This window comes from Sphaerotilus montanus (assembly GCF_013410775.1).
GTDB classification, from domain to species: Bacteria; Pseudomonadota; Gammaproteobacteria; order Burkholderiales; family Burkholderiaceae_C; genus Sphaerotilus; species Sphaerotilus montanus.
This window is the reverse complement of the sequence record NZ_JACCFH010000001.1, coordinates 3,560,266-3,581,201: the sequence shown is the minus strand read 5'-3', so window position 1 is coordinate 3,581,201 and position 20,936 is coordinate 3,560,266. Positions and strand designations below refer to the sequence as shown.

The window sequence follows — 20,936 nt, the reverse complement described above, 5'->3', positions numbered from 1 at the left end:
CAGTTCCGGGAATGTTCCTGACACGGAGATTTCAGATCTCTGCGCAGCAGGCCACAGGTGGTTCCGATCTTGGGGATTTGCCTGCTTGATTCCCGGTCTCTTGCGATTCATCCTTCCGGAAAAGCAGCGCAGGCATACAATGCTGCACTGCAACATATTCGCCCGCCACCCCACCCGGTGACGCAGCTCTCCGGTAGTCCGAGGAATCGCAATGCTTTATCAACTCTACGAAACCCAACGCGCGTTGCTCAGTCCGTTTGCCGAATTCGCCAGCGCCACCGGCAAGCTGTACAGCCACCCGCTGTCGCCCTTCGCCCAGGCCCCCGGTTCGCAACGGATGGCTGCCGGCTTCGACCTGATGCACCGCCTGACGAAGGAGTATGAAAAGCCGGCCTTCGGCATCAACTCGGTCCGGGTCGATGGCATCGATGTGGCGGTGCAGGAGCAGGTGATCGAGTCCAAGCACTTCTGCCGTCTGCTGCGCTTCAAGCGCTACACCGACAACGCGCAGATGCTGGAGCGCATGCGCGCACAGCCGGTCGTGCTGGTGGTTGCGCCGCTGTCCGGTCACCACTCCACGCTGCTGCGCGATACCGTGCGCACGCTGCTGCAGGACCACAAGGTCTACATCACCGACTGGGTCGATGCGCGCATGGTGCCGCTGAGCGCTGGCGAGTTCCACCTGGCCGACTACATCGGCTACGTGCAGGACTTCATCCGCCTGCTCGGCCCGGAGGTCAACGTGATCTCGGTGTGCCAGCCGACGGTGCCGGTGCTGGCCGCCATCTCGCTGCTGGCGTCACGCGGCGAGTTCACGCCCCGCACGATGACGATGATGGGTGGCCCGATCGACGCCCGCAAGAGCCCCACGGCAGTGAACAATCTGGCGATGAACCGCACGCACGAGTGGTTCGAGCAGAACGTGATCTACCGGGTGCCGCAGAACTTCCCGGGCGCCGGTCGCCGTGTCTACCCCGGTTTCATGCAGCACACCGGTTTCGTCGCGATGAACCCGGACCGCCACGCCAACTCGCACTGGGACTACTTCCTGGATCTGGTGCGCGGCGATGACGACAGCGCCGAGTCGCACCGCCAGTTCTACGACGAGTACAACGCCGTGCTCGACATGGACGCGGACTACTACCTCGAGACCATCAAGACCGTGTTCCAGGACTTCTCGCTGGTCTACGGCACCTGGAACATCAAGGGCGAACTGGTCCGTCCGCAGGACATCACCACCACCGCGCTGCTGACGGTCGAGGGTGAGCTGGACGACATCTCCGGCGCCGGCCAGACCGAAGCCGCGCAAGGCCTGTGCAGCGGCATTCCGGCGGACCGACGCCAGCACTACCTGGTGCAGGGTGCCGGTCACTACGGCATCTTCTCCGGCCGCCGCTGGCGCGAGATGGCCTACCCGGAAGTGCGCAAGTTCATCCTGCAGCACCAGCAGCCTGCGCAGACCGCCGCGCCGGCGGTCGCCGCAGCAGCGGCCGCTGCACCTGCCACTGCCGCTCCGGCCAAGGGCAAGAAGTCCACGGCGACGAGCTGATCTCTCCGCGCGCGGTTTCCGCGCTGCGACACAATGCGGGGCCGGTGACCAACCGGCCCCGTTTTTCATTGCGTCTGCGACACCGGGCGCCCTTCACCTCACCATGCCCACTCTCGCCGACCAGATCGACGCCTTGCTGCCGCAGACCCAGTGCACCCGCTGCGGCTATCCCGACTGCCGCACCTATGCCGAGGCCATCGCCACGGGCCAGACCGAGATCAACCGCTGCCCTCCCGGCGGCACGGAAGGGGTGGTCCGGCTGGCGGCGGTGACGGGTCGTGCGGCTCTGCCGCTGGACACCTCCTGCGGCGTGGAAGGCCCGCTGACCGTGGCCGTGATCGACGAACGCTGGTGCATCGGCTGTACCCTGTGCATCAAGGCCTGTCCGGTCGACTGCATCGTCGGCACGCACAAGCAGATGCACACGGTCATCGAGTCCCGGTGCACGGGCTGCGAACTGTGCCTGCCGGCCTGCCCCGTGGACTGCATCTCGCTGGAAGTCACCACACCCGGCCGGACCGGCTGGCTGGCCTGGACCGATACCCAGGCCAAGGAGGCTCGCACCCGGTACCTAGATCGGAACGAACGCCGCAGCCGGACCGGACTCCAGCACGCAGCGCAGCTCGAAGCCAAGGCGGCCCACAAGCTGGAGCATCTGGAGACGCTGACAAAGCAGGCCGAGGTACCTGGTGAACTGGACCGCAAACGCCAGATCATCGAAGCCGCACTGGCCAAGGCCCGCGCGCAACGCGTCGCGAAGTCGTGATATAGTTTCTGTCGTTGTGTCGGGGGGGTAGCTCAGCTGGGAGAGCGTCGCGTTCGCAATGCGAAGGTCGGGAGTTCGATCCTCCTCCTCTCCACCACCACAACAAACCAGTCCAGTCCGCCCGAAAGAGGTGGCCGGCACCAGAAAAAAGCCCCTGAGAATCACGCTCAAGGGCTTTTTTGTTGCCTGTGGAAGGCTGCGGCCACTGCGGCAAGGACCAGCGGATCCTCGCCGTTCGGAGTCTGTGGTCGTCAGGCCGTGCAGGCCACGACACGGTCCGCGCGCCGGCGGCGCCAGGCAAGCAGACCAGCGCCAGCGCTCATCAGCAGGGCTGAAGCCGGCTCGGGAACCGGCGTCACGGCGGCTTCGAATGCAATGCTGTCGAAGTACGCACGGGTGGGCGTGCCGGCATAGGTGCCGAACAGGGGGGCGACACTCGGGCTGGCCGCCCAGACGTCGCTGACGATGTACCCGTCGGCCATCGGCAGCGAGCCGCTGGCCACGCTGAAGACTTCGCTGTTGTCGACATACCAGCGCAGCGCACCCGCACTCGTGTCGAATGCGTAGGTGTGCAGGCCGGCCGAGGCGTCAAACCCCAGGCTGATGGTCTGGTACTGCGCGCCGACGCCCGCCTGGACGTAGCTGACCTGCAGCCGGGTCGGATCCTGACCCTGGATGTGCATGCCGACCAGATCGGTCGGCGCACCCACCAGGGAGCCGGTGTACTTCATGAAGTCGGTGACCACGCCCTGTCCGGCCGCTGCCTGCAGCACCGCCGTGTAGCGGCCCAGACCGTAGGTGTCGGTACTGACCAACTGGCCAGACGCGGACGAACGACCCCCGCACTGCTCCGGCGCCATCGAACACGGGGCCGTGTTCAGACGCAATTGCATCTGGCCGCTCGCATAGGCGATGTGGTCCGCTCGCCAGCTGTTGCTCACCGGCTCGCCGGCAAACACATCATTCGAGCGGGTCCAGCGGCCCGCGTCCTGGCTGTCGAGTCCGTCAGCAAACGACGTGCCCGCAGCATGGACCAGACCGGAGATCGGCAGCAGCGCCAGTGCCAGTGTCAGCGACTTGAGAGGGCGGAGATAAGCGGACATGAGTGGGTGCAATCTGGGTTAATTCGACCAATCTGAAAAATCAGACCGTGTTCATGACCCGGAGACTAGGCATTGCAAGCCCGCTCCACACCCCCTCAAACGGGGACTTCAACACACTTGCCCGGCATCAGGCCAGCCTAATGTGAAAAATTCACCTGACGAACAGCCGACTCGGCGGCGTTCTCCCTCTCATCTCCCCACAACAGGGAGTCGCTGCGTGTGTTAGCGGCGTGCGCCGCCGTGCGACGGAGCAGGGCCGCGACGCTCGATGTGACGGAAGGTGATGCGGCCCTTCGTCATGTCGTAAGGCGACAGTTCCAGCGACACCGCGTCACCAGCCAGAATGCGGATGTGGTGCTTGCGCATCTTGCCGGAGGTGTAGGCGATCAGTTGATGGCCGTTCTCCAGCGTCACGCGGAAACGCGAGTCGGGGAGCACTTCAGTGACGCTGCCATTCATGGCGATCAGTTCTTCTTTGGCCAAACGGGGCCTCCTGTGAAATGGATGAAATTCAAGACGCGGACCCGCATGGCGAACCCGCTGCCGATGCGACTCGGCGGTAATGCAGCAATCGGCCGCTGTACGGACTGTCCTCCACCGACTGGGGCCGGCGGATCGGTGTCTCGTTCAGCGTGTAACCCATCGCCGCCATGCGGCGGTGAAACGGCGATCGGTTGCCACGGTTGGGATCAATGATCATCACCTCGCACACAGGAGCCCCGTGGCGGCCGATGAAGGACGACAACACCCCTGCATCGTCCCGCTCGTAGAGCACGTCGCTGCCGATGATCAGGTCGAACAGTCCCTTGACCTTCGGACCGAAGACTGCCTGGTGGGTATCCACCTGCAGGTCCTCCATCGACGCCTCCTGCGCGCCCCAATGCCCGTGGCAATACGGCATCGGTGGCAACTCGTTCAATCTCAGATTCTCGCGCAGAAAGCTGCCAGCCAGTGGATGACAGTCGCTTGCCGTGACATCAACGCCGCGCCGATGTGCCACCAGACTGGCCAGACCAAGGCCACAGCCGATTTCAAGAATGCGCTCGGCAACCCGCAACGGCCGGATCGCCATGGCCGCCGCCAGATGCAGCCCGGACGGCCAGACCAGCCCGAACAATGGCCACGCAGCCGACGAAATGCCCAGCCCTTGCGCATCTCCCAGCGGATCGGCGAATTGCTGGCGATCCAGCAACGACCGAATGTTGAGCGATGCAGCACCGATCACCTCGATGATCTCGTGCTTGAGCAGGTATCCGGGCATGCGAGGCGGGTCCTCTGGGGCCGCCGGAACCCGACCAGCAGGGACACGGCCAGTGAATGGGCGCTAGCGCGACGCAAAAACAAAACCGCTGCAAAGTCGAACCGACTTTGCAGCGCCTTTGTGCAGTTTACTCTTGCAACGCCATCTTGACAAATCGGCAGACCCGACGGTCACTTTGCCCGCGTGGCCAATTGCGCGCACACATTGCGCCCGGTGACGGTGAGACGCAGGCTGCCACCGTGCCACTCCATCCAGTTCAGCGCCACATAGTCCTCGATGAGCGCAGTGTCGATCAGGTCGGCGCGGCGGCGGTTCAGGAATTCGACCGTTGGCAGCAACGCCGCCCGCAGCGCGTCAGCGTGCGTTCCCTGCAGTTCCCGCCGCGTCTGGGCGGATGGGATGCGTGAACCGGTCATGGAGCTCTCCAGTCGTTGGAGAACAATAGCACCATTCATGCCCGACCAGTGCGGGCAAGGTCCCTATGGTGCGTCGAGGTACCGCTCGATCAGGCCGAAGAAGCGGTCGTAGAACGCCCCGGCCGGGATGGTCTCGCTGGCGACCTTGACCAGCGAATCGTCGCTGGAGGACACCGGCAGCGACAGCGAACCGATCGCGCTGACCCCCAGGCTGGCGGAGTTGGGGTTTTTCTTGAGGGAATAGCGGTCCTGCACCGCGTTGACGAAGGCGATCGTCGAGGGCGGATCACCCGCGGTGGCCGGACCGGGCGACACCTCCGGCACGCAGACGATGTGGAACTCGATCTGCACGTGGACTTCGGATTCCGGCTGGAAGCTCTTGCGGCCGTTGACCGCATCGGCCCGGACCGGCGAGGTGATGACATAGCCCTGGCTGAGCAGGGCCCGCCGGGCCGCTTCGCAGGTCGCCGCGACACCGGAAGTGAAGACGCGCGAGAACGTCTCGGTCGTGGCGAACGCCTCGTCCAGGTAGACCCGGTTCGCCGTCTTGCTCGATGTGCCGTTCGAACCGGCGCAACCACCCAGAAGCGCCGCGACCACCAGCAGCAGCGCCGAGGCCGGGCGGAAGCGGGCGGACACCGGCATGGGGCCAGGTGGCGTCAGCGGGCCGGGCGACGTCCGGCAGACTTGGCCTTGGGCGCCGGCTTCTCCGGCGCGGCGGACTCCGGTGCGGCACTGAACAGCTTGGCCGCACGGCTCTTGATCTCCAGCAACTCGCTCGGCGTGACCGAATAGCGCGCGGCCATCACGTCGACCGTGATGCTGAACTCGACATCCTTCTTGCCATTGGTCAGCAGACCAGACGTGAACTCGTAGTCCTCGTCATGGGCCGGGAAACCGTCGGCCTCCAGATCATGGTCCTCGTAGCGGACGTTGCCGATCTCGCCGCTGGCCATGTCCAGCAGTCCGGTGGACTTGATGATCGTGTCGGACAGCTCGTCGATGATGACGATGGGCAGTTTCAGGTCCATGTGCAGAGGATTCAATTGAGGGCGCCGGATGATGCCACAGCGTCGGGCCGTGCCTGCCCTCACAATGAAACCATGCACTGCTGCACGGAACGCTGTCCATGTCACGCCTGATCGTCGGCCCCTTCAACCGCGTCGAGGGCGACCTCGAAGTCCGGCTCGACCTCGCCGACGGCCGGGTGCGCTCGGCCGAGGTCTCGGCGCCGATGTACCGCGGCTTCGAGCAGATCCTGGTCGGCCGCCCGGCGCACGACGCGCTGGTGATCGTGCCGCGGATCTGCGGCATCTGCTCGGTGTCGCAGTCGGTGGCCGCGGCGCAGGCGCTGGCCGACCTCGCCGGAATCGAGCCGCCGCCGAACGGGCGGCTGGCGACGAACCTGATGCTCGCGTGCGAGAACCTGGCCGACCACCTGACGCACTTCTACCTGTTCTTCCTGCCGGACTTCACCCGCGAGGTCTACGCCGCGCGGCCCTGGTACGCCGAGGCCCGCCGCCGCTTCGCCGCGCTGTCGCCGAACGGCGCGGGCGACCACCACCGCCAGGCCACCGCCGCCCGCCAGCGCTGGTTCACGCTGCTCGGCACGCTCGGCGGCAAGTGGCCGCACACCGGCAGCATCGAGCCGGGCGGCTCGGCGCGGGCGATCGACGCGGCGGAGCGGCTGCGGCTGCTGGCGAAGGTGCGCGAGTTCCGCAGCTTCCTGGAGCGCACGCTGTTCGGCGCGCCGCTGGAAGCCGTGGCCGCGATGTCCAGCGAAGCCGAGCTGCAGCACTGGCACGCCCGCGACCCGATGGGCGGCGACCTGCGTGCGTTCCTGACGATTTCGGCGGACCTCGGGCTGGACACGCTCGGCGCCGGGCCGGGGCGGTACCTCAGCCATGGTGCGTATCGACGGCCGGACGGCGCGCTGACCTTTCCACGCGGGCTGTGGCGCGCCGACACGGGTCGGCTGGCACCGCTCGACCTGGCGGGCATCACCGAGGACGTGACCCGCGCCTGGCTGGACGGCGCGGGCGAGCCGGTGCGCCACCCGTCGCGCGGCCTGACGTTGCCGGACGCCGACAAGCTCGGCGCCTACACCTGGAACAAGGCGCCGCGGCTGGCCGGCGAGGTGGTCGAGACCGGCGCCCTCGCCCGCCAGCTCACCGACGGACAGCCGCTGGTGCGCGACGCCGTGGCGCGGGTCGGCGGCACGGTCCACACGCGCGTGCTGGCGCGGCTGGTGGAGCTGGCGCGGGTGGTGCCGATGATGGAGCGCTGGCTGGGGCAGATCGTGCCGCGCGAGCCGTTCTGCCACACGGCGCCGCTGCCGGACGACGGCGAGGGCGTCGGCCTGACCGAAGCAGCACGCGGCGCGCTCGGCCACTGGGTGCGGCTGCGCGGCGGGCGCATCGCCAGCTACCAGATCATCGCGCCGACCAGCTGGAACTTCTCGCCGCGCGACGCCGCCGGCACACCGGGAGCGCTGGAAGCCGCGCTCGAAGGCGCGCCGGTCCAGCCGGGGGAAACCTCGCCGGTGGCGGTGCAGCACATCGTGCGCTCCTTTGATCCCTGCATGGTCTGCACCGTGCACTGACCCTTCGCCATGCCAGACCGCCCCCGCACCCCACCTGCCCTGCCCGACTTCACCGCACACGGCGCCCCCGGCCCGGACGGCGTGGACGACAGCGCCTGGATGGACGTGATCCACAAGATGGACGAGGTCTACTCCCAGCTCGTCGCCGACGAGGTGGCGCTGGAGGAGAAGAACGCCCAGCTGGAGCAGTCGCAGCAGTTCATCTTCAGCCTGCTGACCGCGATGAGCGACGTGCTGGTCGCCTGCAACAGCGCGGGGGAGATCGAGGAGACCAACGCCGCCCTGTGCGAGCTGACCGGCCGCAGCGACGCGGCGCTGCGCGGCGCGCCGGTCACCTCGCTGATGGCAGACGAGGCCGGCGTCGCGCGCATCCGCCACGCGATGGGCACGCCAGCGCTGCAGCGCGGCGGCACGGTGATCGAGGTCGAGCTGCGCGACGCCGCCGGGCAGCCGGTGCCAGTGGACTTCAACTGCACGCCGCGGCTGGACGCGACCGGGCGGCGGGTCGGGCTGGTCTTTGTCGGGCGGCCGATGGGCGAACTCAAGCGCGCCTACCACCAGTTGCGCGAAGCCCACGAGGCGCTCAAGCGCACGCAGCAGCAGCTCCTGCACTCCGAGAAGATGGCCTCGCTCGGCCGGCTGGTGGCGGGGGTGGCGCACGAGCTGAACAACCCGATCAGCTTCGTGCTCGGCAACGTGCATGCGCTGCAGCGCTACACCGAGCGGCTGCGGCGCTACCTCGGCGAGATCCATGCCGGCACGCCCGTGGACAGCCTCGCGCCAATGCGGCGGCAACTGCGCATCGACCACCTGCTGGCCGACCTGCCCTCGCTGATGGAGGGCACGCTCGAAGGGGCGCAGCGCACCGCCGACATCGTGCAGGGCCTCAAGCGCTTCTCGGCAGCCGACCGGGGCGAGCGAGGGGCGGTCGCGCTCAACGAGGTGGTCGAGCAGGCGATCCACTGGGTGCGCAAGGGCACGGCGCCGAGCTTCGACGTGCGCTGGTCACCGGGCCCGGACGCGACGGTCCAGGGCAGCGCGGGCCAGTTGCTGCAGGTGATGCTCAACCTGATCCAGAACGCCTGGGACGCCGCCAGCAGCAGCGGGGCCTCGCCGCCGACGCTGTGGATCACCGGCACGCTCGACGGCACGACCGCGCGGCTGACCTTCCGCGACAACGGGCCGGGGATCGCGGACGAGCACCTGGGGCGGCTGTTCGACCCCTTCTTCACGACCAAGCCGGTCGGCAAGGGAACGGGGCTGGGGCTGTCGATCAGTTACGGGATCGTCGAGCAGCACGGGGGGCGGCTGCTCGCGGGGAACGGGCTCGATGGCGGGGCGGAGTTCGTGGTGGAACTGCCGGCGATGTGACCAGCAAGCGGATCTTCAACGCCCCACGGGTGCCGCGGGTTCAGGCTCGGCCGGCGCCGGCTCCTTCTCGAAGTCCAGCGACATGAAGGCCGAGGTCGGCGGCTCGCCGCGGTGGCTCTTGAGCTTGATCTGCAGGCGCAGCTCGTTCGCGGAATCGGCATTGCGCAGCGCGTCGTCGAAGCTGATCAGGCCCTCGTTGTACAGCTCGTACAGGGCCGCATCGAAGGTACACATGCCCAGTTCGCGCGAGCGGGCCATGACCGATTTGATCTCGTTGAACTCGCCCTTGAAGATGCGGTCGGCGATGTTCGGTGTGTTGAGCAGGATCTCGATGGCCGCGGCCCGGCCGTTGCCATCCTCGCGCCGCACCAGGCGCTGCGAGACGATGGCGCGCAGGTTGGCGGACAGGTCCATCAGCAGTTGCGCGCGCCGTTCCTCGGAGAAGAAGTTGATGATCCGCTCGATGGTCTGGCTGGCGCTGTTGGCGTGCAGCGTGCCGAGGCAGAGGTGGCCCGTTTCGGCGAAGGCGATCGCGTGTTCCATGGTTTCAGCGTCGCGGATCTCGCCGATCAGGATCACGTCGGGCGCCTGGCGCAGCGTGTTCTTCAGCGCGTGGTGCCACGACTTGGTGTCCACGCCCACCTCGCGGTGGGTGACCAGCGACTTGCGCGAGGCGTGGACGTACTCCACCGGGTCTTCGACGGTGATGATGTGGCCGGCGGACTCGCGGTTGCGGTGGTCGATCATCGCGGCCAGCGTGGTCGACTTGCCCGACCCGGTGGCGCCAACGACCAGCACCAGCCCGCGCTTGTCCATCACCACGTCCTTCAGCTTGGGCGGCAGCTTGAGCTTGTCGATGTTCGGGATTTCCGACGCGATGGTGCGGATCACCATGCCCACGCTCTGCTGCTGGACGTAGACGTTGACCCGGAAACGCGACACGCCAGGGATCGAGATGGCGAAGTTGCACTCCATCTCGCGCTCGAATTCCTGGCGCTGGGTGTCGTTCATCAGCGACTGGGCGAGGCGGCGCGTGGTGTCCGCGTTGAGCTTCTGCGCGGTCAGCGGCTGCATGCTGCCGTGCGACTTGATGCTCGGCGGGAAGTCGGTGGCGATGAACAGGTCCGATCCACCGGCGCGCACCATCGCGGCCAGCAGCTTGTGCATGTACGTGCGGGCTTGGTCTTCGGTCAGGGCGGACATGGTGCTCCATCACGTGAGGGGCTGGGGCACACCGCCGCAGCGCAGCCGGAAGGTTGCCAGCGGCGTCAGATCTGGGATCGGTGGATAAGGCGGTGGACAGCGGCGTGTTCCGGTGTCGGCGCCGAGTCACCTCAATGGACGGACTCGTGGAATGCCAAGGAATTGACGAGCTTCACAGTTCGTCAAAATCAACCTCGACCGCGCTCGATTTTTCTGCCAACCCGGTCAGGACATTTTTGTACGAATCCTGATCGGCGATTTCTTCCATGATCGCTTCGAAAAGCTCTGGCGAAATCACACAGAATATCGCTTTATCGGCACTCAACACGGCGACCGATTTTATTAGCATCCAGAAGAATTTTTGTCAGATTTCTCCTAAATTCTGATATACCAACTGCCTAATTTATTTGATTTTTTACTACACATTGAATCTACCCCTGAATTTATAGGTTTTATTTTATTAAACCACAACAAACCCACTCAAAAATTATTTATTTATAACCAACGACCCCACCCTTGGGGAACTTGAATTTGCAAAATTGCTTCCTGGAGGAAGGCCCAATATTTATAAAAATCCTCCGATAGCTTTACTTCCGGTCGAGATACAACCTCATCAACAATTTCACGCCAACTCAACATTTGTTCAATATATCGGATTTGACCAATCTCGGCCCAATATGGGTCATTACAATATTTATTTACACATTTCTTGCACCCGTATATCAAATGGATGATTTTTTCACTATCTTCATAGAAGCCAACAAGTGACCTAGGAACATTCTCTTTTTTCAAAATATCGAGCTTGCATTTCATGCAGAAGAGAGGCTTATATTCAAAATCAGTATGACTCAATAAATTGCGCCCCATCTCTTGGGGACGTTTAAAATATTTTTGAAGTATGTACCCCTGCATACTTGGTATTATATCCATTACATTGTCAAGATAAATCTCTATCACATCAATAGATGCTTTATCTTTCAGCGCAATTAGCTTTCTTTTTAGTCCGGAAGTCGCGCCAACTGAATAAAAAGTAATAAACCCAGTGCAATCATGCTGCACAACCCGATCTTGTATATCACACTCTTCACGAACCCCAACGTTTTTTCTCGTTTTGTAATTATGCTTACAACTCACTAAATACCGTTTACCATCTAGTTCAGCAATCATATCAGAACCATCGTCAACCCCTTCTGATGGTCCCACAGCAATTGAAAAACCAAGATGGAATAAAACATCTTGCGCAAACCACTCCCAATTATTAGGAGTTATCTCATAAATATCTTCTTTGTACATTTAATTCTCTTTTGATGGCTACAGACGCGCCAAAACAATACGTTAACAACACAAAATAAGCAACTTAAAAATAAATGCGAAATTATGCTTTTTGACACAAAAGCATTTCAACTGCTGATCAGTGTTGCCTCAGCAAAAAATTGCAGCTCAAGATAGATTTTTTGGTTACTTATTCTCATAAAACGTCGTGGAAATATAAATGTTTGCGTACCGGGTTAAGCTGACTTTTTCGGCGACAGCATACCAAATGCGCAATTTTTCGTCTACGGACCTGCCCCCGTCTTTTCCTTGCTCGCCATAGTGGAATACGGCCTTCCATCATGACCAGATCACCGGATACAGACCTTCCACCCCCTGAGCCATCCCTCCCTGACCCCCGTCAATCCATCACGAATAGTTCAACGCTGACAAGCACTTGCGTGCGCCTCCCGGACTTTCCCGGAGAAGCCGCCGCGCAGGCACGCGACTTGTGTCTGGTCTCCACCATCGATCCGAGGAGACCCCCACATGGAAACGTTCTACGAGGTGATGCGGCGCCAGGGCATCTCGCGCCGCAGCCTGCTGAAATACTGCTCGCTCACCGCCACGTCGCTCGGCCTCGGCCCCGCGTTCGTGCCGCAGATCGCGCATGCGATGGAAACCAAGCCGCGCACCCCCGTGCTGTGGCTGCACGGGCTGGAATGCACCTGCTGCTCGGAGTCGTTCATCCGCTCGGCGCATCCGCTGGCCAAGGATGTCGTGCTGTCGATGATCTCGCTCGACTACGACGACACGCTGATGGCCGCCGCCGGGCACCAGGCCGAGGCCATCCTCGACGAGATCATCGAGAAGTACAAAGGCAACTACATCCTGGCCGTCGAGGGCAACCCGCCGCTCAATGAAGACGGGATGTTCTGCATCCAGTCCGGCAAACCCTTCATCGAGAAGCTCAAGCGCGTCGCCAAAGACTGCAAGATGATCATCGCCTGGGGTTCGTGCGCGTCGTGGGGCTGCGTCCAGGCCGCCAAGCCGAACCCGACCCAGGCCACCCCGATCCACAAGGTCATCACCGACAAGCCCATCATCAAGGTGCCCGGCTGCCCGCCCATCGCCGAGGTGATGACCGGCGTGATCACCTACATGCTGACCTTCGACAAGATCCCCGAACTGGATCGCCAGGGCCGGCCGAAGATGTTCTACAGCCAGCGCATCCACGACAAGTGCTACCGCCGCCCGCACTTCGACGCCGGCCAGTTCGTCGAGAGCTTCGACGACGAGTACGCCCGCAAGGGGTATTGCCTCTACAAGGTCGGCTGCAAGGGCCCGACCACCTACAACGCCTGCTCCACCGTGCAGTGGAACGAGGGCACCAGCTTCCCGATCAAGGCCGGCCACGGCTGCATCGGCTGCAGCGAGGACGGCTTCTGGGACAAGGGCTCGTTCTACGACCGCCTGACCACGATCCACCAGTTCGGCGTCGAAGGCACGGCCGACCAGATCGGCGGCACGGCAGCCGGCGTCGTCGGCGCGGCGGTCGCGGCGCACGCGGCGGTGTCCGTGCTCAAGCGCGTGGCCAGCAAGCCCGACGACGCGGCACCCCGGGCCTGAACACACGCCCCTCCCCCACACACGAAGAGAGACACATCATGGGCGTCATCGAAACCCAAGGCTTCCAGCTCGACAACACCGGCCGGCGCATCGTCGTCGACCCGGTCACCCGCATCGAAGGCCACATGCGCTGCGAGGTGAACGTCGACAGCAACAACGTCATCCGCAACGCGGTGTCCACCGGCACGATGTGGCGCGGCCTCGAAGTCATCCTCAAGGGCCGCGACCCGCGCGACGCCTGGGCGTTTGTCGAGCGGATCTGCGGCGTCTGCACCGGCTGCCACGCGCTGGCCAGCGTGCGCGCCGTGGAAGACGCGCTCGGCATCAAGATCCCGCTGAACGCGCACCTGATCCGCGAAATGATGGCCAAGACGCTGCAGGTCCACGACCACGCGGTCCACTTCTACCACCTGCACGCGCTCGACTGGGTCGACATCGTCTCCGCGCTCAAGGCCGATCCGAAGCAGACCAGCGCGCTGCAGCAGATGGTCTCGCCGTCGCACCCGATGTCCTCGCCGGGCTATTTCCGCGACATCCAGACCCGGCTGAAAAAGTTCGTCGAAGCGGGCCAGCTCGGCCCGTTCATGAACGGCTACTGGGGTTCGAAGGCGTATGTGCTGCCGCCCGAGGCGAACCTGATGGCGGTGACGCACTACCTGGAAGCGCTCGACCTGCAGAAGGAGTGGGTCAAGGTCCACACCATCTTCGGCGGCAAGAACCCGCACCCGAACTACCTCGTCGGCGGCGTGCCCTGCGCGATCAACATCGACGGCAATGGTGCGGCCGGCGCTCCGATCAACATGGAGCGGCTGAACTTCGTCGAGGCGCGCATCAAGGAGATGATCGAGTTCAACAACAACGTCTACATCCCGGACGTGCTCGCCATCGGCACGATCTACAAGCAGGCCGGCTGGCTGCACGGCGGCGGCCTCTCGGCGACGAACGTGGCCGATTACGGCACCTACGAGAAAGTCCCCTACGACTTCAGCACGCACCAGTTGCCCGGCGGCGTGATCCTGAACGGCAACTGGGACGAGATCCTGCCGATCGACCCGCGCGACCCGGAGCAGGTGCAGGAGTTCGTCACCCACAGTTGGTACAAGTACGGCGACGAGACCAAGGGCCTGCACCCGTGGGACGGCGTGACCGAACCGAACTACCAGCTCGGCGCCAACACCAAGGGCACCCGCACCAACATCGAACACATCGACGAAGGCGCCAAGTATTCGTGGATCAAGGCCCCGCGCTGGCGCGGCCACGCGGTGGAGGTCGGGCCGCTGTCGCGCTACATCCTCGGCTACGCGCACGCCAGCAAGGGCAACAAGTTCTGCCAGCGCGTCAAGGAGCAGGTGGACAGCGCCGCGGTGGCGATCAACAGCGCGATCCCGAAGGCGCTGGGCATGCCGGAAACGAACTACACGCTCAAGCAACTGCTGCCCACCACCATCGGCCGCACGCTGGCCCGCGCGCTGGAAAGCCAGTACGCCGCCGAGATGATGTACGACGACTTCAAGCAGCTCATCGGCAACCTCAAGGCCGGCGACACCGCCACGGCGAACGTCGAGAAGTGGGATCCCGCCACGTGGCCGAAGGAGGCCAAGGGCGTGGGCACGGTCGCCGCCCCGCGCGGGATGCTGGGCCACTGGATCAAGATCAAGGACGGCAAGATCGAGAACTACCAGTGCGTCGTGCCGACCACCTGGAACGGCTCGCCGCGCGACGCCAAGGGCCAGATCGGCGCCTTCGAGGCCAGCCTGATGAACACGCCGATGGTCAACCCGGAGCAGCCGGTCGAGATCCTGCGCACGCTGCACTCGTTCGACCCCTGCCTGGCCTGCTCGACCCACGTCATGAGCCCGGACGGCCAGGAACTCACCACCGTCAAGGTGCGCTGAGCCTGCACTCCCCCACGCCAACAAGGAGACTTTCCATGAACAACACCCTCCGCACCCTGGGCACCATCGCGGCGCTCACCGCCAGCGCCAGCGTCAGCGCCCACACGGGGCACGGCACCGAGACGCTGCTCACCGGGCTGGCGCACCCGCTCGGCCTGGACCACCTGCTGGCGATGGTCGCCGTGGGCGTCTGGTCGGCGGCGGCGCTGCCGATCGGTCAGCGGATCACGGGGCCCGCCACCTTCATGGCCGCGCTGCTGGCCGGCGCACTGGCGGGCGCCGCCGGGCTGGTGCTGCCGGGCACCGAGGCGTTGATCGCGCTGAGCGTGGTCGTCTTCGGCGCGATGCTGGCGTTCGCCCAGCGGATTCCAGCCCGCGGCGGCCTGGTGCTGGTGGGCCTGGCGGCGTTGATGCACGGGCTGGCCCACGGCGCCGAACTGCCCGCCGGTGGTGGCTTCGTCGGCTACGCGCTCGGTTTCCTGGCCACGACCGCGCTGCTGCACAGCGCCGGCCTGGGCCTGGGGCACGCGATGCTGCGCCTGCACGGCGTGGCATGGCGGCTGCTCGGCGCGGGGGTCGGCGTGACCGGCCTGGTTCTGCTGACCCGCGTGTGAAGGGGCTCGCCATGAGCAACCACCACTCCGCCGTGACGGCCACCGGCATCGACACCGACGCCGTCGTCCACGGCCAGTCGATCCAGTCGGTCTACGTCTACGAAGCTCCGGTGCGCCTGTGGCACTGGGTCAACGCGCTGGCGATCACCGTGCTGGCCGTCACGGGCTACTTCATCGGCGCGCCGCTGCCGACGATGCCCGGCGAGGCCAGCGACCACTTCCTGATGGGCTACATCCGCTTCGCGCACTTCGCGGCGGGCTACGTGTTCGCGGTCGGGCTGCTGGGGCGGATCTACTGGGCGTTCGTCGGCAACCACCACGCCCGGGAGCTGTTCACGCTGCCGGTGTTCACGCCCGCGTACTGGCGCGAGGTGATCAGCATGCTCAAGTGGTACGCCTTTCTCTCCCCGCGCCCCAACCAGTACGTCGGCCACAACCCGATGGCGCGGCTGGCGATGTTCTGCGGCTTCTTCCTGTTCTCGGTGTTCATGGTCTGCACCGGCTTCGCGCTGTACGGCGAAGGCGCGCAGATGGGCTCGTGGCAGGAGCAGCTGTTCGGCTGGGTCATCCCGCTGATGGGCCAGTCGCAGGACGTCCACACCTGGCACCGCATGGGCATGTGGGGCATGGTGATCTTCGTGACGCTGCATGTGTACGCCGCGATCCGCGAGGACATCATGGGCCGCCAGAGCATCGTCAGCACGATGATCTCCGGCTACCGCACGTTCAAGGACTGACATGACCGTCTCCCTGAACGACACCACCAGCACCACCGACACCGCCGGTCCCATCGTCGTGCTCGGCATTGGCAACGTGCTGTGGGCGGACGAGGGCTTCGGCGTGCGCTGCGTCGAGGCGCTGCAGCAGCAGTGGTCCTTCGCGCCGCACGTCGACCTGATCGACGGCGGCACGCAGGGCCTGTACCTGATCCACCATGTGCAGGGCGCCGAGCGGCTGCTGATCTTCGACGCCATCGACTACGGGCTGGAGCCCGGCACGATGCGGCTGATCGAGGACGACGAGGTGCCGCGCTTCATGGGCGCCAAGAAGATGAGCCTGCACCAGACCGGTTTCCAGGAGGTGCTGATGCTGGCGCTGCTCACCGAGCGCTACCCGCGCCAGGTGCTGCTGATCGGCTGCCAGCCCGAGGAGCTGGAGGACTACGGCGGCAGCCTGCGCCCGCGCATCCGGCTGGCGGTGGACGACGCCGTGGCGCTGGCTGTCGAGCGGCTGCGTGAATGGGGTGCCGCGCCGCAGCCGCGCGAGGCACCGCTGGCGGGCGACGAGTCGGTGACGGTGCCGACGCTGTCGCTCGGCGCCTACGAGGCGGGGCGGCCGGCGGCGGAACAGGCCTGCCGTGTCGGCGACGAACGTTTCATGCCGAGGAGTGCCTGAGCATGTGCATGGGACTGCCGATGTGCATCACCGAGCGCCGCAACACGCCCGCCGGCCATGCCTGGGCGCACGGTCGGGGCGAGTCGCGGCTCGTCAACACCGCGCTGGTCGGCGACTGCGCGCCGGGTGAGTGGGTGCTGGTCTTCCTCGACAGCGCGCAGGAACGCCTCAGCCCCGAGCGTGCCGCCGAGATCGACGCCACGCTGGACCTGGTCGCCGCGGCGATGCAGGGCCATGAACTGACGAACACCGCGGCGGCCTTCGTGCTGCCGTCGGCCATGGATGCGGCCCAGCTGGCCGCGCTGACCGGACAGACCCCATGACGATGACGACGATGCCCACCACCACCCTGTCCCCGGACACCACCGACCTGCACCCGCTGGTGGCCCGCCTCGTCCGCGCGTTCGACGCCCGACTCGTCACCCCCGACAGCGTGGACGCCTGGTCCGCCGAAGGAGGCGACCGGGTGCTGCTGCTCGGCGGCGACCCGGTGCGGTTTCCGGAAGCGCTGGACGTGGCCGTCGTGCTGCCGGAGCTGCAGCGCGCCGTCGGCGGCCGCTTCCGGATCGCCGTCGCGGCCCGCGGGGACGAGGACGCGCTGGCCCGCCGCTACGGCGTGCTGCGCTGGCCGGCGCTGGTCTTCCTGCGCGAGGGCCGCTACGTCAGCGTCCTGCCCGGCATGCACGACTGGACCGACTACGTCGCCCAGGTGCAGGCCGCCCTGGCGACGGCGCCGTCGCGCGTGCCCGGCGTCGGCATTCCCGTCGTCAGCGCCACCGCTGGCGCCAGCGCATGCCACTGAACCTGGAACCGGAACCGATCGCCATGGCCCTGCCCTTCGACATCAAGCCCTTCCCCATCCCGGTCGTCGCCCTCGGCCCCGGCAGCCAGAGCGGCGACGAGGACGAGTCGCTGAACTACATCGCCATGCCCCAAGGCATGAGCACCTTCCGCGCCCCGCCACTGCCCGAGCCGGAGGAACTCGCCGGCCACGCGGGCGCCGTGTCCACGCTGCACGAGGTGCTGGCGCGGCTGCAGGCGGTGCTGCGCGGCGAGGCGGTCGCGCCGGTGCGGCTGGACGGGCTGGCAGCGGCCGATCTGGCGCTCATCAACCAGGTGCTCGGCGAGGGCGAGGTCAGCGCGCAGGTGCTGGCCGAGCCGGGCCGCGCACCCAGCGCGCCGCGGGCGCAGATCCAGGAGTCGGTCTTCGCCGGGGTCTGGCGGGTGATCGAGCGCTGCGACGACGGGCGCGTGCTCGACACCATCGAGGTCGGCGCGGTCCCGGCGCTGCTGCACCGCATCGCCGCCGAGGACACGCGGCCGGTGCCACCCGAGCCGGCGGTGCTGCCGCCGAACGTGCTCAACGCCGGCTCGATCCTGGTCGAGCTGGCCGCGCACCGCCAGCACTGGCGCGCGGGCGATGCGCCGCAGGTCGTCAACCTGACGCTGCTGCCGGTGACGCTGGAGGACATCGCCTGGATCGACCACCAGCTCGGCACCGGCCGCATCGTCATCCTCTCGCGCGGCTACGGCAACTGCCGCATCACCAACGCCTGCGCCGCCCACACCTGGCGCGTCGTCTACTACAACTCGCAGGACACGGTGATCCTGAACGCGGTCGAGGTCTGCGGGCTGCCGGAGGTGGCGTGCGCCGCGCCGGAGGACCTGGCGGATTCGGCCGAGCGGCTGGTCGAGGTGCTGCAGTGGGTGGAGCAGGCATGAGCACGGCGACCGGCGCCGCGGGCTTCCAGGGCTTCGAGGGCAGCTACCTCGGCGACGCGGCGCGGCTGCCAGCCGACGCGCGGCTCGAATGCAAGATCTGCTGGTGGGTCTACGACCCGGCAGTCGGCGACGAGGTCTGGCAGATCGCGCCCGGCACGGCCTTCACCGCCCTGCCTGCGCACTGGCGCTGCCCGCAGTGCGACGGCGAGGCCGAACAGTTCATGGTGCTCGGTGATGGCTGACCGGCTGGAGGTCTTGGAGGCCACCTTCCGCCGCATCGCCACGACGCGGATGCGCGGCGTGCCGGTGCTGCACGCGGGGCTGTCGGTGCAGGCGGTCGGGTTCGTGCGGGAACCGGTCGCGGTGGGATCGAAGTCCGCGTCGGTGGCGCTGCCCATGCTGATGGGCGTGCTGGTGACGCCGTGGTTCATGAACGTGCTGCGCCTGCCTGTCACCCCGGTGGCCGACGCGGCTGCGGCCGGGCTGCTGCCGGTCGGCGCCACCGCCGTGCGGCGCTACGGCGCACATCCGCTGGACTTCCTCGGCGCGCACGAGCCGTCGATCGGGGCCTTCGAGCAGGCCTCGCTGTTCTCGCCGATGTTCGGCTTCGCCGACCAGCCCGCCGCGGTGGCCACGGCGCGCGAGGTGCTGCGCCTGCTGCGCCAGCCGACCACGGCCGAGGCCTGCGCATGACACTCGCCCCGGAACCGCTGGCCGGTCGCATGCACCTGCGCCCCGGCGTGGCCCCGCCGGCGGCGATCCACAGCACCCGCCCGGACCTGCTGCCGCGCCTGGCGCCGGGCCGCCGCGCGGGCGAGATGCCGGCGCTGCTCGGCGCGGTGTTCACGCTGTGCGCCGCGGCCCACCGGCTGACCGCCATCGCCGCGATCCGCGCCGCCCGGGGCGAGCCGGCCGACGACCCGGCAGCGGCTGCCCAGACCCTGCGCCTGGCCACCGCCCGCGAGCAGATCCTGCGCATCGGCCACGACTGGCCGCGCCTGCTGCGCCAGGACGGCCGCAGCGACGAAGGCGCGCTGCTGCTGCGCACCTGCCCGCTGTGGCGCGACGACCTGCCCCCGGCCGACCGGCTGGAGGCCCTGCCCGTCTGGCTCGCCCACAAGTGGCTCGGCCACACCCCCGCCGACTGGCTGCAGCGCCACGACGCCGATCCGACCGGCTGGGCCACGCGCTGGGTGGAGCAGACGGTGCGCTTCGGCACGCCCGGCGCACTGGTCCGGCTGCTGCACCAGATCGGCCCGGCCGCGCGCACGCTGGCCACACCGGGCCGGTCGCTGCGGCCGGCCGCCAGCGACTGGGCGCTGCTCGGACAGGCGATGGCGGACGACCCGGCCTTCTGTGCCCGCCCGCACTGGCATGGCCAGCCCGCCGACACCGGACCGTGGAGCCGCCGCGCCGACGTCGACGCCAGCACCCCGCCGCTGGACGGCACGGTGTGGCTGCGGCTGGTCGCGCGGCTGGTCGAGGTGCTGCGGCTGGGTGCGCCGGACGGCGCGGACCGGCTGGACCACGGTGCCTGCGCGCTGGGCCGCGGCGCCGGGCTGGCCTGGTGCGAGACGGCACGCGGGCTGCTGGTCCACCGCGTGCAGCTCGACGCAGACGGCCAGCGCGTGCAGGCCTGGCAGGTGCTCGCGCCGACCGAATGGAACTTCCACCCCGCAGGCACACTGGCGCACGCGCTCGCGGCGCTGCGGGACACCGACCCGGCGCAGCGGGACGCGGCGGCGCGGCTGCTCGCGGTCGCCTTTGATCCCTGTGTCGAATTCGAGGTGCGCCATGCATGAACTCAGTCTGGCGGGCGGCGTCGTGCGGCTGGTCGAGGACGCGGCCGAGCGCGAAGGCTTTCGCCGCGTGTCGCAGTTGCGGCTGGAGGCGGGCGCGCTCAGCGGCGTAGAGGTGCGCGCGCTACGGTTCGCGCTGGACGCCAGCATCCCGGGCACCTGCCTGGAAGGCGCCGAGATCCTGATCGACGAGCCGCCCGGCACGGCGTGGTGCCTGCGCTGCTGCGAGACGGTCGAGATCACCTCGCGCGCCGACGCCTGCCCGCGCTGCGGCGGCTTTCAACTGCAGCCGACCGGCGGCACCGAACTGCGTGTCGTGGACCTGCTGGTGCACGACGACTGAACCCACGAAAGGAATTC

Annotated in this window: 25 protein-coding genes and 1 tRNA gene; 17 read left to right on the top strand and 9 right to left on the bottom strand. The window is 66.6% G+C overall.

Translation table 11 applies throughout. The annotated features are described in order from the left end of the window. Window positions 1-211 precede the first annotated feature (211 nt). From BDD16_RS16360 to BDD16_RS16350, 3 genes are all read left to right on the top strand, one after another. Window positions 212-1,549, top strand: a complete 1,338-nt coding sequence (locus BDD16_RS16360; RefSeq protein WP_179634931.1) for a polyhydroxyalkanoate depolymerase — start codon at window positions 212-214, stop codon at window positions 1,547-1,549. A 103-nt stretch (window positions 1,550-1,652) separates the two neighbouring features. Continuing rightward, window positions 1,653-2,315, top strand: coding sequence for an electron transport complex subunit RsxB (gene rsxB / locus BDD16_RS16355; protein WP_179634930.1), 663 nt, complete (start codon window positions 1,653-1,655; stop codon window positions 2,313-2,315). Between the two features lie 21 nt (window positions 2,316-2,336). After that, window positions 2,337-2,412: transfer RNA gene (locus BDD16_RS16350), tRNA-Ala, on the top strand. 154 nt (window positions 2,413-2,566) lie between these two features. Here BDD16_RS16350 and BDD16_RS16345 read toward each other — a convergent pair. The 6 genes from BDD16_RS16345 to BDD16_RS16320 all read right to left on the bottom strand — a co-directional run bounded on the left by BDD16_RS16345 (window position 2,567) and on the right by BDD16_RS16320 (window position 6,126). Next, the gene (locus tag BDD16_RS16345) at window positions 2,567-3,418 is read right to left on the bottom strand and encodes a family 16 glycosylhydrolase (protein ID WP_179636194.1); all 852 of its coding nucleotides are present in this window, start codon (window positions 3,416-3,418) and stop codon (window positions 2,567-2,569) included. A 222-nt stretch (window positions 3,419-3,640) separates the two neighbouring features. After that, window positions 3,641-3,901, bottom strand: coding sequence for a translation initiation factor IF-1 (gene infA / locus BDD16_RS16340; protein WP_179634929.1), 261 nt, complete (start codon window positions 3,899-3,901; stop codon window positions 3,641-3,643). A gap of 28 nt (window positions 3,902-3,929) precedes the next feature. Beyond that, window positions 3,930-4,679: a class I SAM-dependent methyltransferase gene (locus BDD16_RS16335; protein ID WP_179634928.1), complete on the bottom strand. Its 750-nt coding sequence runs from the start codon at window positions 4,677-4,679 to the stop codon at window positions 3,930-3,932. A gap of 170 nt (window positions 4,680-4,849) precedes the next feature. Next, window positions 4,850-5,095 (bottom strand): hypothetical protein, encoded by a 246-nt coding sequence (locus BDD16_RS16330; RefSeq protein WP_179634927.1) that lies wholly within the window; start codon window positions 5,093-5,095, stop codon window positions 4,850-4,852. A gap of 63 nt (window positions 5,096-5,158) precedes the next feature. Further along, the gene (locus BDD16_RS16325; RefSeq protein WP_179634926.1) at window positions 5,159-5,740 is read right to left on the bottom strand and encodes a DUF2242 domain-containing protein; all 582 of its coding nucleotides are present in this window, start codon (window positions 5,738-5,740) and stop codon (window positions 5,159-5,161) included. A 14-nt stretch (window positions 5,741-5,754) separates the two neighbouring features. Then, a complete protein-coding gene (locus BDD16_RS16320; protein WP_246332577.1) occupies window positions 5,755-6,126 on the bottom strand; it encodes a hypothetical protein in 372 nt (123 codons plus the stop codon). A 98-nt stretch (window positions 6,127-6,224) separates the two neighbouring features. On the opposite strand from BDD16_RS16320, the gene BDD16_RS16315 reads away from it, so the two are divergent. Both BDD16_RS16315 and BDD16_RS16310 read left to right on the top strand, forming a co-directional pair. Next, window positions 6,225-7,697, top strand: coding sequence for a nickel-dependent hydrogenase large subunit (locus BDD16_RS16315; protein ID WP_179634925.1), 1,473 nt, complete (start codon window positions 6,225-6,227; stop codon window positions 7,695-7,697). A 9-nt stretch (window positions 7,698-7,706) separates the two neighbouring features. Continuing rightward, window positions 7,707-9,068 carry a sensor histidine kinase gene (locus BDD16_RS16310; protein WP_179634924.1) on the top strand — a complete coding sequence of 454 codons (1,362 nt, stop codon included), beginning with the start codon at window positions 7,707-7,709 and terminating at the stop codon, window positions 9,066-9,068. Between the two features lie 15 nt (window positions 9,069-9,083). On the opposite strand, the gene BDD16_RS16305 is transcribed toward BDD16_RS16310, so the two are convergent. The 3 genes from BDD16_RS16305 to BDD16_RS16295 all read right to left on the bottom strand — a co-directional run bounded on the left by BDD16_RS16305 (window position 9,084) and on the right by BDD16_RS16295 (window position 11,564). Then, window positions 9,084-10,271, bottom strand: coding sequence for a PilT/PilU family type 4a pilus ATPase (locus BDD16_RS16305; protein WP_179634923.1), 1,188 nt, complete (start codon window positions 10,269-10,271; stop codon window positions 9,084-9,086). A gap of 172 nt (window positions 10,272-10,443) precedes the next feature. Next, complete coding sequence (locus tag BDD16_RS16300) at window positions 10,444-10,599, bottom strand: hypothetical protein (protein ID WP_179634922.1); 156 nt, start codon at window positions 10,597-10,599, stop codon at window positions 10,444-10,446. Window positions 10,600-10,766: 167 nt separating this feature from the next. Then, entirely contained in the window at window positions 10,767-11,564 is a 798-nt protein-coding gene (locus BDD16_RS16295) for a restriction endonuclease (protein WP_179634921.1), read from the bottom strand. A 507-nt stretch (window positions 11,565-12,071) separates the two neighbouring features. On the opposite strand from BDD16_RS16295, the gene BDD16_RS16290 reads away from it, so the two are divergent. The 12 genes from BDD16_RS16290 to BDD16_RS16235 are packed head-to-tail and all read left to right on the top strand — an operon-like array spanning window position 12,072 to window position 20,919. Continuing rightward, the gene (locus BDD16_RS16290; protein WP_179634920.1) at window positions 12,072-13,151 is read left to right on the top strand and encodes a hydrogenase small subunit; all 1,080 of its coding nucleotides are present in this window, start codon (window positions 12,072-12,074) and stop codon (window positions 13,149-13,151) included. Window positions 13,152-13,189: 38 nt separating this feature from the next. Further along, window positions 13,190-15,046, top strand: a complete 1,857-nt coding sequence (locus BDD16_RS16285) for a nickel-dependent hydrogenase large subunit (RefSeq protein WP_179634919.1) — start codon at window positions 13,190-13,192, stop codon at window positions 15,044-15,046. A gap of 35 nt (window positions 15,047-15,081) precedes the next feature. After that, complete coding sequence (locus tag BDD16_RS16280) at window positions 15,082-15,660, top strand: HupE/UreJ family protein (RefSeq protein ID WP_179634918.1); 579 nt, start codon at window positions 15,082-15,084, stop codon at window positions 15,658-15,660. 11 nt (window positions 15,661-15,671) lie between these two features. Next, window positions 15,672-16,397 carry a Ni/Fe-hydrogenase, b-type cytochrome subunit gene (cybH, locus tag BDD16_RS16275; RefSeq protein WP_179634917.1) on the top strand — a complete coding sequence of 242 codons (726 nt, stop codon included), beginning with the start codon at window positions 15,672-15,674 and terminating at the stop codon, window positions 16,395-16,397. Between the two features lies 1 nt (window position 16,398). Then, window positions 16,399-17,055, top strand: coding sequence for a HyaD/HybD family hydrogenase maturation endopeptidase (locus BDD16_RS16270; RefSeq protein WP_179634916.1), 657 nt, complete (start codon window positions 16,399-16,401; stop codon window positions 17,053-17,055). Window positions 17,056-17,063: 8 nt separating this feature from the next. Then, the gene (locus BDD16_RS16265) at window positions 17,064-17,378 is read left to right on the top strand and encodes a HypC/HybG/HupF family hydrogenase formation chaperone (RefSeq protein WP_310732867.1); all 315 of its coding nucleotides are present in this window, start codon (window positions 17,064-17,066) and stop codon (window positions 17,376-17,378) included. Then, entirely contained in the window at window positions 17,375-17,857 is a 483-nt protein-coding gene (locus tag BDD16_RS16260; RefSeq protein ID WP_246332576.1) for a thioredoxin domain-containing protein, read from the top strand. The genes BDD16_RS16265 and BDD16_RS16260 overlap by 4 nt, the downstream gene beginning before the upstream one ends. Continuing rightward, window positions 17,848-18,777: a hydrogenase expression/formation protein gene (locus BDD16_RS16255; RefSeq protein ID WP_246332575.1), complete on the top strand. Its 930-nt coding sequence runs from the start codon at window positions 17,848-17,850 to the stop codon at window positions 18,775-18,777. Before BDD16_RS16260 ends, BDD16_RS16255 begins: the two co-directional genes overlap by 10 nt. Continuing rightward, window positions 18,774-19,019, top strand: coding sequence for a rubredoxin (locus BDD16_RS16250; protein WP_179634914.1), 246 nt, complete (start codon window positions 18,774-18,776; stop codon window positions 19,017-19,019). The genes BDD16_RS16255 and BDD16_RS16250 overlap by 4 nt, the downstream gene beginning before the upstream one ends. Further along, entirely contained in the window at window positions 19,012-19,470 is a 459-nt protein-coding gene (gene hybE / locus BDD16_RS16245) for a [NiFe]-hydrogenase assembly chaperone HybE (RefSeq protein ID WP_179634913.1), read from the top strand. The genes BDD16_RS16250 and hybE overlap by 8 nt, the downstream gene beginning before the upstream one ends. Beyond that, on the top strand, window positions 19,467-20,579 hold the full coding sequence (locus tag BDD16_RS16240) for a hydrogenase formation protein (protein WP_179634912.1): 1,113 nt from the start codon (window positions 19,467-19,469) through the stop codon (window positions 20,577-20,579). The genes hybE and BDD16_RS16240 overlap by 4 nt, the downstream gene beginning before the upstream one ends. Beyond that, window positions 20,572-20,919, top strand: coding sequence for a hydrogenase maturation nickel metallochaperone HypA/HybF (locus BDD16_RS16235; RefSeq protein WP_179634911.1), 348 nt, complete (start codon window positions 20,572-20,574; stop codon window positions 20,917-20,919). The genes BDD16_RS16240 and BDD16_RS16235 overlap by 8 nt, the downstream gene beginning before the upstream one ends. Window positions 20,920-20,936 lie beyond the last annotated feature (17 nt).

What these genes read in the sequence shown, in the direction of transcription:
- BDD16_RS16360 (WP_179634931.1), top strand. Translation starts at nt 212, where the DNA reads ATGCTTTATCAACTCTACGAAACCCAACGCGCGTTGCTCAGTCCGTTT.
- rsxB (WP_179634930.1), top strand. Translation starts at nt 1,653, where the DNA reads ATGCCCACTCTCGCCGACCAGATCGACGCCTTGCTGCCGCAGACCCAG.
- BDD16_RS16345 (WP_179636194.1), bottom strand. Translation starts at nt 3,418, where the DNA reads ATGTCCGCTTATCTCCGCCCTCTCAAGTCGCTGACACTGGCACTGGCG.
- BDD16_RS16335 (WP_179634928.1), bottom strand. Translation starts at nt 4,679, where the DNA reads ATGCCCGGATACCTGCTCAAGCACGAGATCATCGAGGTGATCGGTGCT.
- BDD16_RS16330 (WP_179634927.1), bottom strand. Translation starts at nt 5,095, where the DNA reads ATGACCGGTTCACGCATCCCATCCGCCCAGACGCGGCGGGAACTGCAG.
- BDD16_RS16325 (WP_179634926.1), bottom strand. Translation starts at nt 5,740, where the DNA reads ATGCCGGTGTCCGCCCGCTTCCGCCCGGCCTCGGCGCTGCTGCTGGTG.
- BDD16_RS16320 (WP_246332577.1), bottom strand. Translation starts at nt 6,126, where the DNA reads ATGGACCTGAAACTGCCCATCGTCATCATCGACGAGCTGTCCGACACG.
- BDD16_RS16315 (WP_179634925.1), top strand. Translation starts at nt 6,225, where the DNA reads ATGTCACGCCTGATCGTCGGCCCCTTCAACCGCGTCGAGGGCGACCTC.
- BDD16_RS16310 (WP_179634924.1), top strand. Translation starts at nt 7,707, where the DNA reads ATGCCAGACCGCCCCCGCACCCCACCTGCCCTGCCCGACTTCACCGCA.
- BDD16_RS16305 (WP_179634923.1), bottom strand. Translation starts at nt 10,271, where the DNA reads ATGTCCGCCCTGACCGAAGACCAAGCCCGCACGTACATGCACAAGCTG.
- BDD16_RS16295 (WP_179634921.1), bottom strand. Translation starts at nt 11,564, where the DNA reads ATGTACAAAGAAGATATTTATGAGATAACTCCTAATAATTGGGAGTGG.
- BDD16_RS16290 (WP_179634920.1), top strand. Translation starts at nt 12,072, where the DNA reads ATGGAAACGTTCTACGAGGTGATGCGGCGCCAGGGCATCTCGCGCCGC.
- BDD16_RS16285 (WP_179634919.1), top strand. Translation starts at nt 13,190, where the DNA reads ATGGGCGTCATCGAAACCCAAGGCTTCCAGCTCGACAACACCGGCCGG.
- BDD16_RS16280 (WP_179634918.1), top strand. Translation starts at nt 15,082, where the DNA reads ATGAACAACACCCTCCGCACCCTGGGCACCATCGCGGCGCTCACCGCC.
- cybH (WP_179634917.1), top strand. Translation starts at nt 15,672, where the DNA reads ATGAGCAACCACCACTCCGCCGTGACGGCCACCGGCATCGACACCGAC.
- BDD16_RS16270 (WP_179634916.1), top strand. Translation starts at nt 16,399, where the DNA reads ATGACCGTCTCCCTGAACGACACCACCAGCACCACCGACACCGCCGGT.
- BDD16_RS16265 (WP_310732867.1), top strand. Translation starts at nt 17,064, where the DNA reads ATGGGACTGCCGATGTGCATCACCGAGCGCCGCAACACGCCCGCCGGC.
- BDD16_RS16260 (WP_246332576.1), top strand. Translation starts at nt 17,375, where the DNA reads ATGACGATGACGACGATGCCCACCACCACCCTGTCCCCGGACACCACC.
- BDD16_RS16255 (WP_246332575.1), top strand. Translation starts at nt 17,848, where the DNA reads ATGCCACTGAACCTGGAACCGGAACCGATCGCCATGGCCCTGCCCTTC.
- BDD16_RS16250 (WP_179634914.1), top strand. Translation starts at nt 18,774, where the DNA reads ATGAGCACGGCGACCGGCGCCGCGGGCTTCCAGGGCTTCGAGGGCAGC.
- hybE (WP_179634913.1), top strand. Translation starts at nt 19,012, where the DNA reads ATGGCTGACCGGCTGGAGGTCTTGGAGGCCACCTTCCGCCGCATCGCC.
- BDD16_RS16240 (WP_179634912.1), top strand. Translation starts at nt 19,467, where the DNA reads ATGACACTCGCCCCGGAACCGCTGGCCGGTCGCATGCACCTGCGCCCC.
- BDD16_RS16235 (WP_179634911.1), top strand. Translation starts at nt 20,572, where the DNA reads ATGCATGAACTCAGTCTGGCGGGCGGCGTCGTGCGGCTGGTCGAGGAC.